Genomic DNA, 13,576 nt, shown 5'->3' with positions numbered 1-13,576 from the left:
GCAACGGGGGCATTTCGCGCTTTTCAGGCGACGCCCGACAAAGCCTTTGCCGAACATGGCCAGCACAATGATGCCGACCAGAAACAGGGTGACTGCTTTAATCAACACGTCAGAGACCGAACCGCGCGTAGGCCGCACGTTCTTCAATGCCGGTGACTGCGTCTTCAACGATCTGCGCGCCAAAGCGGCCAAAAAGACTGCGCTTGCGCGAATAGGGGATCAGCTTGACCTTGTCGCCGTAGATTTCCTGAAGCTTGGGCTTGAGATGCCCGACACCATCAGCCAGCCCGACCTCAACCGCGCTATTACCGATCCAGACCTCACCGGTGAACAGATCGGGATTGTCGGCCAGCTTGTCACCGCGACGGGTCTTCACATGATCGATGAACGCGCCATGGATCTGCTCAAGGATCTTTTCCAGCCGCGCCACATCTTCGGGCGTTTCGGGCTTGAAAGGGTCCATCATGCTTTTGGATTTGCCTGCAGTGTGAACGCGGCGCTCAATCCCCTGACGGTTCAGGAACACATGAGCGCCAAAGCCTGCACTGATCACACCGATCGATCCCAGAACCGAGCAGTTGTCCACGTAGATGTCATCCGCAGCGGCAGCCAGCCAGTAACCGCCCGAAGCCGCAACATCCTCGACAAAGGCATGGACGGGGATTTCTTTTTCCTCGGCCAGCCGGCGAATGCGGGCGCCGATCAGGGACGACTGCACGGGCGAGCCGCCGGGCGAGTTGATCACCAGCGCCACAGCGGTCGGTTTACCACGCGAAAAGGCCCGCTCGATCAGCGGGCCGATGCCTGAATCACTAAGCGCGCGCGGATTGTTGGCGATGACGCCCGACAAACGGACAACAGCCACCCGCGGCGGTGTTTTGATGAATGGAACTCGGTGCAACATTCCTTTGATTTAGAATGTGACGCCCGCCCAAACAAGGACGGGCACACAGGAATTTTGCATCACAGGGCGATTAACTGCGAATGCGCCAGCCGCTGCGGAAAATCCACCAGACCCCCGCGAGGCACAGGGCCTGAAACAGCAAGATCGCCAGCAAGCTGGTCAGGATCGGCACATCGGCAATCCCGAAGAACGACCAGCGAAAGCCCGAGACCAGATAAACCACCGGATTGAACATGGTGATCGTCTGCCAGATGGGCGGCAGCATGTTGATCGAATAGAACGACCCGCCAAGGAACACCAAAGGCGTCACCACCAGCAGCGGCACCAGTTGCAACTGCTCAAAGTTTTTGGCCCAAATGCCGATGATGAACCCGAAGAGGGCAAAGCTGACGCAGGTCAGCAGCAAGAACAGCACCATCACTAGCGGGTGCGCGATCTGCAAATCCACGAACAGGGCCGAGGTTCCAAGAATCACCACCCCGATAAACAGCGCCTTCGTCGCCGCAGCGCCCACAAAGCCCACGACGATCTCAAGAAAGTTCACAGGGGCCGATAGCAATTCGTAGATCGTTCCCATGAATTTGGGGAAGTAGATGCCAAAGCTGGCGTTGCTGATCGCCTGCGTCATCACTGACAGCATGATCAGACCGGGCACGATAAAGGCCCCGTAGCTGACACCTTCAACCTCATCGATCCGGCTACCAATGGCCGCGCCGAACACCACAAAGTACAAAGAGGTCGAGATCACCGGCGACAGAAAGCTCTGCCCCAGCGTCCGGAAGAACCGCGCCATTTCGCTGCGATACATGGCCCAGATAGCTAGCAGGTTCATGCGGCGGTCTCCTCTTGATCGGCGACCAGCTGCACAAAGATTTCCTCAAGCGAGCTTTGGCGGGTGGACAGGTCTTTCATGGTAATCCCCGCATCGCGCAGGCCCGCCAGAAGGCGGGTAATGCCGGTGTTGCTGGTGCCAGCCTCATATTCATACAGCAGCGCCTCGCCCCCTTCGACGATCCGAAGATTGTAATCCGACAGGCTGGCGGGAATGTCCGAGACAGACGCATCCAGTTCAATCCGCAGGGTCTTGCGGCCCAGACGGGCCATCAGCTTGGACTTTTCTTCGATCAACGCGATCTTGCCTTTGTTGATGACGCCCACGCGGTCGGCCATCGCCTCGGCCTCTTCGATGTAATGGGTGGTCAGGACAATGCTGACACCGCTGGCCTTCAGGGTTTCGACCACAGCCCACATCTCTTTGCGCAGCTCAACGTCCACACCTGCGGTGGGTTCATCCAGAAACAGCACGCGGGGTTCATGGGCCAGCGCCTTTGCGATCAAGACGCGGCGTTTCATACCGCCCGACAGTTGCATCACCTTGCTGTCGCGCTTTTCCCAAAGCGACAGCTGGCGCAGGATCTTCTCGATATAGGCATCATCACGACGCTTGCCGAAAAGACCACGTGTATAGCGTACCGTGTCGATCACTTTGGAAAACGGCTCAAGATGGATTTCCTGCGGCACCAGACCGATCAGCATCCGCGCCTTGCGGTATTCCTTTTGCGCGTCATACCCGCCCACGGTGATGGTCCCCGCGGTCGAAGTCACAATCCCGCAAACACATGAGATCAAAGTGGTTTTTCCAGCGCCATTCGGCCCCAACAGGGCAAGAATCTCGCCTTCTTTCAGGTCCAGATCCACTCCGCCAAGCGCAGTGAAACCGCCCTCATAGGTCTTGGTCAGACCTTCGATTCTGAGAATTTCGTTCATGTTCCGCGCTCCTTTACCCGATATGTAGGGCAAAGGCCGGAAAATCGGAAACGCTCTCTGCGCAGGTTACGCCCTGCGCAGATGCACTTAGACGGTTTCCACGGGGCGCAGACCGCCAAGGCGCACGATCATATCCACGATCGCCTGCACGCCCTCGCCTGCTTTGAGGTTGGTAAAGACAAAGGGCAGCCCGTCCCGCATCCGTTTCGCGTCACGGTCCATCACCTCAAGGCTGGCACCCACATAAGGGGCCAGATCGGTCTTGTTGATGATCAACAGGTCCGAGCGCGTGATGGCAGGGCCACCTTTGCGCGGGATTTCCTCGCCCGCAGCCACGTCGATCACATAGATCGTAATGTCCGCCAGTTCAGGGCTGTAGGTGGCCGACAGGTTGTCGCCGCCGCTTTCAATCAGGATCAACTCTAGCCCCGGCAGGCGCTTGGTCAGCCGGTCCACTGCGGCCAGATTGATGCTGGCATCTTCGCGGATCGCGGTATGCGGACAGCCGCCGGTTTCCACCGCCTCAATCCGGTCCGAGGGCAGCACCTGCATCCGCATCAACGCCTCAGCGTCTTCGCGGGTGTAGATGTCATTGGTGATGACGGCCATGTTCCAATGACCCGACATAGCGCGCGCCAACTGAGCGGTCAGAGTGGTCTTGCCCGCGCCCACCGGCCCGCCAATACCCACACGCAAAGGTCCGTTCGGAGAGGTCATGAGCGGAAAATCCTTGTTCCAAGAGTTTCGTGGGATTGCGCTGCCACATCGGCCAAGGGGGCAAAGCCGCCCAGATCATCGACTGTAGACGTCGCCGCCTTGCTGGCAACCTCAAGCACCTGTTCCGACAGGTCAGAGATCATCCCCTGCGTCCGCGCCTGCCCCAAGGCCATCACACGGGTCGCATTAATTACCATGTTCGAAAGTTGCGCCTGCAAATGCAGCTGCAACAGCGGCACCAAGGGCCAGTCCATCGCTTTACCAAGTTGCCCCAAAGCCACCGGATAGGCTGCCTCGGCCACCGTTACCGGCCATAGCTGACACGCATGACGGACCAGAGCCTGTCCGGTTTCCAATGCCTCTTGGCGGCGGGGCGCGGCGGGGATCAGGGCAAGGGCCAGATCGGCCACGTTCTCATCCCGATAGGCGGCAGCCATCAGCACCGCGTCGGTCCACAGACCACCGGTTTCCAACACGGTCCCCAGCCAACCTTGCAACTCTTCCGGTCCACGGATCATCCGGCGGGCCACAGCCGCCTCGATCCCGCCGGAATAGCTGAAGCTACCGACAGGAAACGCGGGCGAGACCACCTGCGCCATCTGCAACAGCGCAGGGCTGTGCAAATCAGTGGGAATGACCGTGATCATGGTCGTGGCCGTGATGATGGTGGTGATCGTGATCCCCGTGGTCATGATCGTGGGCATGATCATGGTGATGGGAATGACCCGTATGGCTGTGGGATTTGTCGTGATCGTCGTGATGACTGTGACCGTGGGTCCGCCCGTGGCCATAGGCGCCGCCTTCGGGGGTGAAGGGCGCGACAACCGCTGTCACGTCCGCGCCAAGCAGCGACAGCATTTCAGCCATCACCTTATCCTGACGGATTCGCAGCACCGCATCTTCGATCTGACAGGGCGTGTGCCGGTTCCCGATATGCCACGCCAAACGCGGCAAGTGATTCCCCCGAACTTCCAGCAAGGGTTCGGGCTTGGCGCATACGCGAACGAAACCGCCATTGGGCAGTTCGAATGCATCGCCATCATCAAGGGATTGGGTCTGCGCGAAATCTACGAGGACTTCGGTTCCGCCATCAGCGACCAACAGTTTGCGGCGCAGGAAGCGGGCAGAGTAATCAAGGGTCAGGCGGTCTTTGACCTCACCGGTCCAATCGCCTGCCCTTGTGATATGGTGCACTCTGACAGGGGCGCTCATGCAGCACCCCCGATCAAGTGGCTTAGACGTAGAACACGTCCCGGAACACGTAGCGTGCAATCTCGTCGCGCTTGACGCCCATTGCTGCCAGCTCTTCGTCCGATTTCGCTTCCAGTGCGCGGATCTGCGGCAGACGCGAACGGCTGTTGGCATAGGCCACATAGGCGTGACCAATTGCTGCGAAGAAACGCGAGAAGACCGAAGGACGCTCTGCGTGATGGATGTCGGTGTAAGTAATCGCCATTAGAAAACCCTCTCAGTTTAGCGGTTGGGTTTCCCCCCTGGCATTCAAGGTAGTGCATTGGTCACCTGGGTAATACTTCTAATTCTGCATAGCGGCATGTCACTTGCCGCAATGCAGAATGGCATTGATCAGTAAAGGAAATAGCGCTGCGCCATGGGCAGCACCTCTGCGGGCTGGCATGTCAGAAGGACGCCGTCCGCGCGGACCTCATAGGTCTCGGGGTTCACTTCGATGTGCGGCAGGGCGTCATTCAGGTAGAGGTCTTTCTTACCAATCCCGCGGCAGCCTTTGACCGCCAACAGGTCCTTGTTCAGACCCAGCTTGCCTTTGATCCCTTCGGCGATGGCCGCCTCGGACACGAAAAGTGCGGCGTTCCGGCCAACAGCGCGGCCCATGCTGCCCCACATCGGGCGTGTATAGACAGGCTGCGGCGTGGGGATCGAGGCATTGGGATCACCCATCTGCGCCACGGCGATCATCCCGCCCACCAGCACCATTTCAGGCTTTACCCCGAAGAAGGCCGGATTCCACAGAACCAGATCGGCGCGCTTGCCAACCTCAATACTGCCAAGCTCATGGCTCATACCGTGGGCAACGGCAGGGTTGATGGTGTATTTGGCGATATAGCGGCGCACACGCAGGTTGTCGTTCTCGCCCGTTTCCTCGGCCAGACGACCGCGCTGCTTGCGCATTTTATCAGCGGTCTGCCATGTGCGGATGATCACCTCACCCACGCGGCCCATCGCCTGACTGTCCGAGGCGATGATGCTGAAGGCCCCCATATCATGCAGGATATCTTCGGCAGCGATGGTCTCGCGGCGGATGCGGCTTTCGGCGAAGGCCACATCTTCGGGCACGCGCTTGTCCAAGTGGTGGCAGACCATCAGCATATCCAGATGCTCTTCGATGGTGTTCACCGTGAAGGGGCGAGTCGGGTTGGTCGAGGACGGCAGGACGTTCGCATCGCCGCAGACCTTGATGATGTCCGGCGCATGTCCGCCCCCTGCCCCTTCAGTGTGGAAGGCGTGGATGGTGCGGCCTTTGATGGCGGCGACGGTATCTTCGACAAAGCCGGATTCGTTCAGGGTATCGGTGTGGATCATCACCTGAACATCCATGTCGTCTGCCACCGACAGACAGCAGTCAATCGCCGCCGGAGTGGTCCCCCAATCCTCGTGCAGCTTCATGGAACATGCACCGGCCTTCACCTGCTCAATCAACGCATCGGGAAGGCTGGCGTTGCCTTTGCCAGCCAGACCGATGTTCACGGGCAGATCGTCAAAGGCCTGCAACATACGGCCAATGTGCCAAGGACCGGGGGTGCAGGTCGTGGCAAGCGTACCATGGGCGGGGCCGGTGCCGCCGCCAAGCATGGTGGTGAGACCCGAGTGCAGAGCATCCTCAACCTGCTGCGGGCAGATAAAGTGGATGTGGCTATCAAAGCCCCCTGCGGTCAGGATGCGCCCTTCGCCCGCGATGATCTCAGTACCAGGGCCGATGATCAGATCGACGTTCGGCTGGATGTCCGGATTGCCTGCCTTGCCGATCCCCGCGATGCGGCCGTCCCGAAGACCCACATCGGCCTTGTAGATGCCGCTGTGGTCCACGATTAGCGCGTTGGTCACAACTGTGTCCATCGCGCCTGCCGCACGGGTGATCTGGCTTTGCCCCATCCCGTCGCGGATCACTTTACCGCCGCCGAATTTGACCTCTTCACCGTGGGGACCGGTCAGGTCCTTTTCCACTTCGATGATCAGATCCGTGTCGGCCAGTCGGACTTTGTCACCCGTGGTCGGGCCGAACATTGCAGCGTGATCCGCGCGCGAGATTTTGGCGGGCATCAAGGTCTCCTAATGGTTACTTTTTATCAGCGCCGGGCATGGTTGGCGGAACCGACGGCTGACGGGTGGGCGTGGCGAACGAGGCCGCAACACGGGCGGCTGCCGGATCGGCGGCCTTCGGCGCTGCAACAGTTGCGGGGTTTGCTTTGGGCGTTTCAGCCTTAGCGGGGGCCGCTTTCGGAGCCTCTGCCTTGGCGGGCGCAGGCTTGGCTTCTGCCTTCGGCGCTTCGGCCTTTGCGGTCTCTACGGGTTTCGGGGCCTCTGCCTTTGCAGGCTCGGCTTTCGGGGCTGCGGTCTTGGCAGTAGCAGGTTTTGCGGCAGTTTTACGGGTGGTCGTCCGGCGCTTGGGCGCAGCTTTCTTGGCCGCGGGCTTCGCAGGCGCAGGAGCCGCTTCGGCAGGCGCGGCCTCAGCTGCCTTCACCGGCGCTTCGGTCACAACCTCTGCCGCCTTGGCAGGCGCCGCTTCGGCTTTAGGTGCGGGCGCGGCTTTTGCTTTGGGGGCCGCCTTTTTCGCAGCGGTCTTGCGCGGGGCCGCTTTGGGTTTTGCAGGTGCCGCCGGCTTGACCTCGGGAACCAGCTTCACGACGGGTTCGGCGACAGCATCGGAAGCAGCATCGCTTGCCGGAATAGACACGTGGCCGAAGGGCGACATGACATCCCAGAAGTGCATCGAACATTTCAACATTTCCTGCTGCATCCGCAGACCTTTGGCCCAGAATGCAAAAGAGGCGGCAGTCATTTCAGCAGGGGTAGTGATCGTCAGCATTGCAAAATCCCTTTGCGAGCAGGTTTTCTAAAGCTCTCCCATAATTTTCTGATTAAAACCGTAAACACGTCTTGCCCCGGAGAGATTGACAAGCGCTACTTCTCGCCGCTGTCCGGGTTCGAACCGCACAGCAGTGCCGGCCGCAATATCAAGACGCCGCCCCCGTGCCGCATCGCGATCAAAATCCAGCGCGGCATTCGTTTCGGCAAAATGGTAGTGACTGCCGACTTGAATCGGGCGGTCACCTGTGTTGGCCACCATTAAGGTGATCGTTTCTGCATCTGCATTCAAGATAATTTCTGCATCGCAGCAAAAGATCTCACCGGGGATCATGTGCGCCCCCGCACCAGCCACAGAAGGGCCGCCGCGACAGTCGCAACCCCCGCAAGCACGGCCCAAACGGGGCTGTCTACATGAGGATGCATGTGGAATGCCTCGCCCCCGTGTGCAAACGCAGCAGAAGGAAGAAGTGCAGCAAGAACAGTCAGTTTACGGATCACGGGAATCTCCTGTCGGTCTTATCGAATGGGGTTGTGGACGGTCACCAGCTTGGTGCCATCGGGAAAGGTGGCTTCGACCTGCACTTCGTGGATCATCTCGGGGACGCCCTCCATGCACTGGTCACGGGTCACAACCTGGGCACCGGCCTGCATCATATCGGCCACACTGCGTCCATCTCTCGCACCCTCGACCACTGCGTCGGTGATAAGGGCAATCGCTTCGGGGTGGTTCAGCTTCACGCCGCGCGCCAACCGCTTGCGGGCCACTTCGGCGGCCATAGCGATCAGCAATTTGTCTTTTTCGCGGGGGGTCAGATTCATGTCAGAGCATCCAGCATTTGGGCAGTTCTGCGCGGGCAAGCGTTTTCAGCAAAGGCACCAAACCCGCGCGCAGGTCAAAGCCGTCCGCCGCAACCATGCGGACAGCAAGAAGGTCATGGGAAATCAGGCTTAGCCCCGCATGTTCGGGCAGCAGATCGCGGGCGCGATCGGCGAGCGCCTCGGCATCGGGGGCGGCGTACACCACACTGGCCACAGCGCGGGCACCATTCGCCACAGCAACTGGTGCCAGCAGCGTACCGGAATCACCACTGATCCGCAGAGCATCGGCGTATATCAGGCGGCCATCGCGGCGAATGCGCCAGTCTTCACGGTAATCGACCTCGGGCGAGGTCTCGCCCATCGCCAGACGCCCAAACAGCACCGTTTCCACGAACAGCGCCGCGGCATCTCCGTGCAAATCCGCATCCAGCCGCCGCTTCAGCGCGGACCCGTCAAAAAGAATCGTCTCTTGCGGCAACCAGTGCAGGCGCCCTTCAGGCCCGACCGTCAGATGAGTCGTCACCTGCCCCGCACCCTCTTTGGCGCGATAGGCGCGCTCGGCCGCTTGGGTGGTCATCACCAGCTGGCCCCGATCCACACTGGCCCCGATGGTAAACCGGTCGCCACCAGTGATTCCGCCAGCTGTATTCAACATCACGGCCTCGCAGGCGCGACCAGCAGCGTGATGGGGAAACACCAGCTTCAAGGCCCCCTGCTGGCGCAAATCCACGATCCGGCTACCCTCACCGACCACAAGGCTGGCGGTGCCTTCGGCGCGCGGTTGCGCAGAGACCTGCGGCGTGGATATTTGGGCAAGCTGGGTAATCGTGAATCTCCGTCACTGGCAATTGCGACACAAGATTTGTGACACCAAGAGTTCGCGCAGAAACAGAGCAGACTTCGGAAAAGCCGCTCAATCCTTAATCTTTGCAGGATGTGGTGCACAAAAATTAATCAAGTAGCCGATATTTGGGGCATTTTGATAGCTTTTGACGCGCAACGTTCGACCCTTGAGCCTTCAACACCGCCGGATGGCACGCCCGCCACCATGCAAGGATTACCCGTCGCGACGACCGTGGACAGAAACACCCACGCCGCAGCGGTCTCTGGCCGTGCCAAGATGGCGGATGTCATGAATGTAGAGATTGGCAGCAGGATTTGCGCTCTCACCAGAGCGATAGGCTGCCAAAAGCGACAAGGCAGGCAACAGCGTTCCAAGATCAGGATGACACTGGTTAAACAGCGCCCTCAATAACGAAGGCGGCGCGCAGTTATGCTGAATTTTCGTTGAATTCCAATTGTCTCAATCACTGCCTAGGCAGTTTAAAGCTGGATACATGAGAAGAGGAAAGTGGCGCACCGGGGAGGATTCGAACCCCCGACCCCCTGATTCGTAGTCAGATACTCTATCCAGCTGAGCTACCGGTGCGTCGTGGGGGCCTTCTACGGTTTACCACGGGGGGCTGCAAGAGCGATTTTCGAAGTTTTTGAATTTTTTACAACGAAACTTCTGCGTCCCCTTTCGGAAGCCATATTTCAAAGGCGGTTCCTTCGCTTGTGCTCTCCAAAAGTTTCAAGGTGCCACCGTGCCCGCGCAGCAATTCCGCCGAAATCGCCAGACCAAGTCCGGTTCCGCCACGGCGCGAACTGCCCGAAAACGGCTTAAACAGGTGTTCGCGTGCCTTCATGGGCAGACCAGGGCCGGTGTCACGCACCAAGATTCGCCAGCAGGCGTCCTCATCCGTGAAAAGAATCCCGATTTCCCCACCCTTCCCCGAGGCCGCGATAGCCTGACGGGCGTTCCGGACCAGATTCGTCAGGACACGGTGCAACTGTTCGCTGTCCGCACGAATCATGCAGCCCGCAGGCACATCGGCAGACAGGCTGATATCGGCATCGCCAATGGCCAGCCGTTCACTATCCAGCACATCATTCACCACATCGGCCAAAGAGACCCGTGACAGGCTCGGCGGTGGCTCTTCGGCCTTCCCGAAGGCCAGCGTGCTTTCCGTCAGCGTCACCGCCCGCGAGATCGAGCGCACCAGCTTGGGCGCCATCCGCGCCACGGTCGGATCATCCACAGTCTCAAGCCGGTCCGCGAACAACTGCGCGCTGGTCAGGATGTTTCGCAGATCGTGACTGACCCGCGCCACAGCCCCGCCCAACTGGGCCAGACGCTCTTTCTGGCGCAGGGCGTTGGTCAGTTCTGTTTCAAGTGCCTTCAGCGCCTCTTCGGCTTCGCGCAGTTCGGTGACGTTATTACTGGGGACGATAATGTTGCGGGCATCCTCAGGCGCGTTGGCATAACGGGCCATCTGATGCACCACCCGCTTCATGGGCGTCACGATAAAGTAGCGCACCGCCAGAAACAGCAGCGCCGCCGTAATCACCGAGATCACCGCCGACAGCACCAGAATTCGCAAGCCGTACTGGATCATCGAATCACGCAAGGGCTGGGAAGGGATCGTCACCTCGATCAACATCCCTGCCCGCTGGGTCGGATAGCCGATGACACGGATCACGGTCGGCTCGGTCTCTAGCAGGGTCATGACGGCGTCATTCAGCAGTTCGGCTGGGGTGGCCATCCGCAGATCATAAGTCTTCGTAACCGGCATCGGGATTGGCGAGGACAACACCAGCTGACGCGCCTCATCCCGCCGGAGCACCACGTTATAGACACCTGCGTTTTGCAGCAGTTCTTCCTCTAGATCGGGATCGACGGACCCGTCCGCCAGCAAGGCAAGGGACGCCAACTGCGCCCGCTCAATCCGCGCCAGCAGAAAATCCTCACGGTAACGGGCGATCGAGGGCACGAAGATCAGCACTTCGGCCAGCATCACGAACGCAATCGTGAGGATCAGGAAACGTCCCGACAGAGATTTCAGCATTCTTGCCCCCCGGCCACTGGTCAGGGCAGAAATCTCTGCACGGCCCGAACCATTATCTTCACCATCTTGTTATCGAACAAACGCGGGCTGAAGTAAGTTCCGGCGCTGCGCTTGTTAATTTCCGACACTGTCGGATACGGCGATACCATATTTGTGATGTGGGACATCTTGAGACCATTTGCCAGAACCATGGCCCAGAAATTTATTATCTCGCCCGCGTCATGGCCGACCACAGTGACACCGACTGGCTTGCCGCCGACCACCAGAACCTTAACAAACCCCTCTGTCGTCCCATTGGCGCGGGCGCGGTCAATATCAGCCATCGGCTGAACGACGATTTCCAGCCGACCGCCATATTCGGTGCGGGCTGCAGGTTCGGACAGACCCACATGGGCCAATTCGGGCGCGGTATAGGTACACCATGGAATATGGGTGGTCTTCGCCTTCGCGGGCAGCCCGAGCAGGGCCGAACGGATCACCACGCCCGCATGATAGCCCGCCACATGGGTAAACTGCATGCCGCCCGCCACATCCCCGATGGCAAAAACCTTGGGGTTCGAGGTTTTCAGCGAATCGTCCACAGTGATCCCTGTGCGCGTGGCCTTGATTTTGGCGGCAGGCAGATCCAGCGCATCGATATTCGGACGCCGTCCCGCTGCGATCAGCAGGTGAGAGCCTTCGATCCGCGCACCGCTTTCGGTTTCAACCCAGATCGCCCCTTCCTCGCCGCCAACCTTGCGGGCGCCGGTATGTTCCAGCACCTCAACGCCATCAGCGCGCAAGTGCTTCAGCACCAAAGACACCGCCTCGGCGTCATCCTTATGCAGCACGCGGGCGGCCTCGATCACAGTGACGCGGCAGCCCAAACGCGCGTGGGCCTGCGCCATCTCAAGTCCAATGGGGCCACCGCCGATGATGATCAGATGGCTAGGCTTTTCGCGCAGATCGAACAGGGTTTCATTGGTCAGATAAGGCGTCTGCTCCAACCCCGGAATCGGCGGCACTGCTGCATGAGAGCCCGTTGCGATCACGATCCGGCGGGCGGTGATGCGGGTTTCGCCAGCCTCAACCACGTTTTGCCCCACAAACCGGCCTTCTTCGCGGATCACAGTAACACCTAGCCCCTCGAACCGCTCTTGACTGTCATGGGGCGCGATCGAGGCGACGACATGCGCCACCCGATCCTTAATGGCGGCGTAATCGACCTGCGTGCCGGAAACGGTCAGGCCAAATTCTCCTGCCGTCGCAATCTCATGGGCGCGCTTTGCGCTGGCGATCAGGGTTTTAGACGGGACACAGCCATAATTCAGGCAATCGCCCCCCATCTTGTCGCGCTCTAGCAGCACAACTTTGGCGCCCATCTGCGCGGCACCTGCCGCAACCGACAACCCGCCCGAGCCCGCACCGATCACCAGAATATCTGTCTTAATCTCTTTCATGGCTCAGAGTCCTTCTTTGCCACGCAGGGCCTTCAGCACAATCGGCAAAGCGGCAAGCGCCGCCAACCCGAGAATCGGCAGAAGAATAGCCGGAGTGAATATGATGCCCAAATCAGGGATCTCTCCGCGATCCAGCACCTCGCCCAAGCCCGCCCCCACCGATGTGTAGACCAACGCCCCAGGGATGATGCCCAGAAATGTGGTCACAGCGAAGGGCAACAGTGCCACGCCCACCAAGGCAGGTACCAGATTCGCCACGAAGAAAGGCACCACGGGAATCAACCGGATCAGGAACAGCATCTCCCACTGATTGGCATCGATCCCCGCTTTGATTTTCTGGATGCGCCCGCCGCCGCTCTGCATCTTTTCGGCCAGCCGCTCTCCTAGCCCCCAACGAGCCGCCAGAAAGATGCCGATCGCGCCCAAAGTGGCCCCTGTCATGTTAAAAAGGACACCCGGAAACGTGGAAAAAAGGAATCCCCCAGTCAGGGTCATCACCGTGGCACCGGGCAGCGAAAAGGCCACGACCGCCGCATATACCGCGACGAACCCGATCGCCATCAAACCGAAATGGGCATCACGCAATTCAAGCAAACGCCCACGATTCTCTGCAAGGGTCTGAAAAGACAAAATGTCTTTTAACAAAAATGCCCCCGCCACAGCGACGCACAGAATGATTCCCAAGGGAAGCAGGCGTGCCTTGGACGACGGTGTCTCGGGGCGAGATGTGGCGGACATGAAAACTCCGGAACTTTTTGCGAGCACCACCTTGCAAGAGGACCGTGGCGAAAGATAGACCGCTCACAACGGGTTGATCCCGCGTTAACAGATTCGCTGTGAACGTCAGGACACCTCATGAAAAAGCTGCGGAATTCTTCCGGTTTCTGCGACAACCCGTTTGACTTTAATCTGGCCACCCCTTATTGGGCGGGCTTCGAATAGTAACGGCGGGGCGAATCCGCAGGCTCAGCCGCCGC

16 protein-coding genes and 1 tRNA gene are annotated in these 13,576 nt (G+C 59.6%); all 17 read right to left on the bottom strand.

All coding sequences use genetic code 11. The features are described 5' to 3' along the window. Positions 1 to 109: 109 nt before the first annotated feature. Positions 110 to 904: a S49 family peptidase gene (locus CLV74_RS03160; protein WP_106262768.1), complete on the bottom strand. Its 795-nt coding sequence runs from the start codon at positions 902 to 904 to the stop codon at positions 110 to 112. A gap of 70 nt (positions 905 to 974) precedes the next feature. Next, positions 975 to 1,736, bottom strand: coding sequence for an ABC transporter permease (locus CLV74_RS03155; protein WP_106262767.1), 762 nt, complete (start codon positions 1,734 to 1,736; stop codon positions 975 to 977). After that, positions 1,733 to 2,671, bottom strand: coding sequence for an ABC transporter ATP-binding protein (locus CLV74_RS03150; RefSeq protein ID WP_106262766.1), 939 nt, complete (start codon positions 2,669 to 2,671; stop codon positions 1,733 to 1,735). Before CLV74_RS03150 ends, CLV74_RS03155 begins: the two co-directional genes overlap by 4 nt. An 87-nt stretch (positions 2,672 to 2,758) precedes the next feature. Then, complete coding sequence (gene ureG / locus CLV74_RS03145) at positions 2,759 to 3,388, bottom strand: urease accessory protein UreG (protein WP_106262765.1); 630 nt, start codon at positions 3,386 to 3,388, stop codon at positions 2,759 to 2,761. After that, a complete protein-coding gene (locus tag CLV74_RS03140) occupies positions 3,385 to 4,092 on the bottom strand; it encodes an urease accessory protein UreF (protein WP_170107968.1) in 708 nt (235 codons plus the stop codon). The genes ureG and CLV74_RS03140 overlap by 4 nt, the downstream gene beginning before the upstream one ends. Then, positions 4,013 to 4,600, bottom strand: a complete 588-nt coding sequence (locus tag CLV74_RS03135) for an urease accessory protein UreE (protein WP_106262763.1) — start codon at positions 4,598 to 4,600, stop codon at positions 4,013 to 4,015. The genes CLV74_RS03140 and CLV74_RS03135 overlap by 80 nt, the downstream gene beginning before the upstream one ends. 22 nt (positions 4,601 to 4,622) lie before the next feature. After that, a complete protein-coding gene (locus tag CLV74_RS03130) occupies positions 4,623 to 4,844 on the bottom strand; it encodes a DUF1127 domain-containing protein (protein ID WP_106262762.1) in 222 nt (73 codons plus the stop codon). 128 nt (positions 4,845 to 4,972) lie between these two features. Next, positions 4,973 to 6,685, bottom strand: a complete 1,713-nt coding sequence (gene ureC / locus CLV74_RS03125; protein WP_106262761.1) for an urease subunit alpha — start codon at positions 6,683 to 6,685, stop codon at positions 4,973 to 4,975. A gap of 16 nt (positions 6,686 to 6,701) precedes the next feature. Next, a complete protein-coding gene (locus tag CLV74_RS03120; RefSeq protein ID WP_106262760.1) occupies positions 6,702 to 7,451 on the bottom strand; it encodes a histone in 750 nt (249 codons plus the stop codon). 27 nt (positions 7,452 to 7,478) lie between these two features. Further along, on the bottom strand, positions 7,479 to 7,784 hold the full coding sequence (locus CLV74_RS03115; protein ID WP_106262759.1) for an urease subunit beta: 306 nt from the start codon (positions 7,782 to 7,784) through the stop codon (positions 7,479 to 7,481). Next, positions 7,781 to 7,951 carry a hypothetical protein gene (locus CLV74_RS22725; RefSeq protein ID WP_170107967.1) on the bottom strand — a complete coding sequence of 57 codons (171 nt, stop codon included), beginning with the start codon at positions 7,949 to 7,951 and terminating at the stop codon, positions 7,781 to 7,783. Before CLV74_RS22725 ends, CLV74_RS03115 begins: the two co-directional genes overlap by 4 nt. An 18-nt stretch (positions 7,952 to 7,969) precedes the next feature. Then, on the bottom strand, positions 7,970 to 8,272 hold the full coding sequence (locus CLV74_RS03110) for an urease subunit gamma (RefSeq protein WP_106262758.1): 303 nt from the start codon (positions 8,270 to 8,272) through the stop codon (positions 7,970 to 7,972). A 1-nt stretch (position 8,273) separates the two neighbouring features. After that, complete coding sequence (locus CLV74_RS03105; protein ID WP_245888460.1) at positions 8,274 to 8,969, bottom strand: urease accessory protein UreD; 696 nt, start codon at positions 8,967 to 8,969, stop codon at positions 8,274 to 8,276. 655 nt (positions 8,970 to 9,624) lie between these two features. Continuing rightward, positions 9,625 to 9,701 (bottom strand) — tRNA-Arg (locus CLV74_RS03095). A gap of 67 nt (positions 9,702 to 9,768) precedes the next feature. Continuing rightward, on the bottom strand, positions 9,769 to 11,160 hold the full coding sequence (locus CLV74_RS03090; protein ID WP_106262755.1) for a sensor histidine kinase: 1,392 nt from the start codon (positions 11,158 to 11,160) through the stop codon (positions 9,769 to 9,771). A gap of 20 nt (positions 11,161 to 11,180) precedes the next feature. Then, positions 11,181 to 12,599, bottom strand: coding sequence for a dihydrolipoyl dehydrogenase family protein (locus CLV74_RS03085; RefSeq protein WP_106262754.1), 1,419 nt, complete (start codon positions 12,597 to 12,599; stop codon positions 11,181 to 11,183). Positions 12,600 to 12,602: 3 nt separating this feature from the next. Next, a complete protein-coding gene (locus tag CLV74_RS03080; RefSeq protein WP_106262753.1) occupies positions 12,603 to 13,337 on the bottom strand; it encodes a TVP38/TMEM64 family protein in 735 nt (244 codons plus the stop codon). Between the last annotated feature and the right edge of the window lie 239 nt (positions 13,338 to 13,576).

Source organism: Donghicola tyrosinivorans (genome assembly GCF_003003355.1).
GTDB classification, from domain to species: domain Bacteria; phylum Pseudomonadota; class Alphaproteobacteria; order Rhodobacterales; family Rhodobacteraceae; genus Donghicola; species Donghicola tyrosinivorans.
Note: the sequence above shows the minus strand (reverse complement) of the source record. Positions and strands in the feature narration are given on the sequence as shown.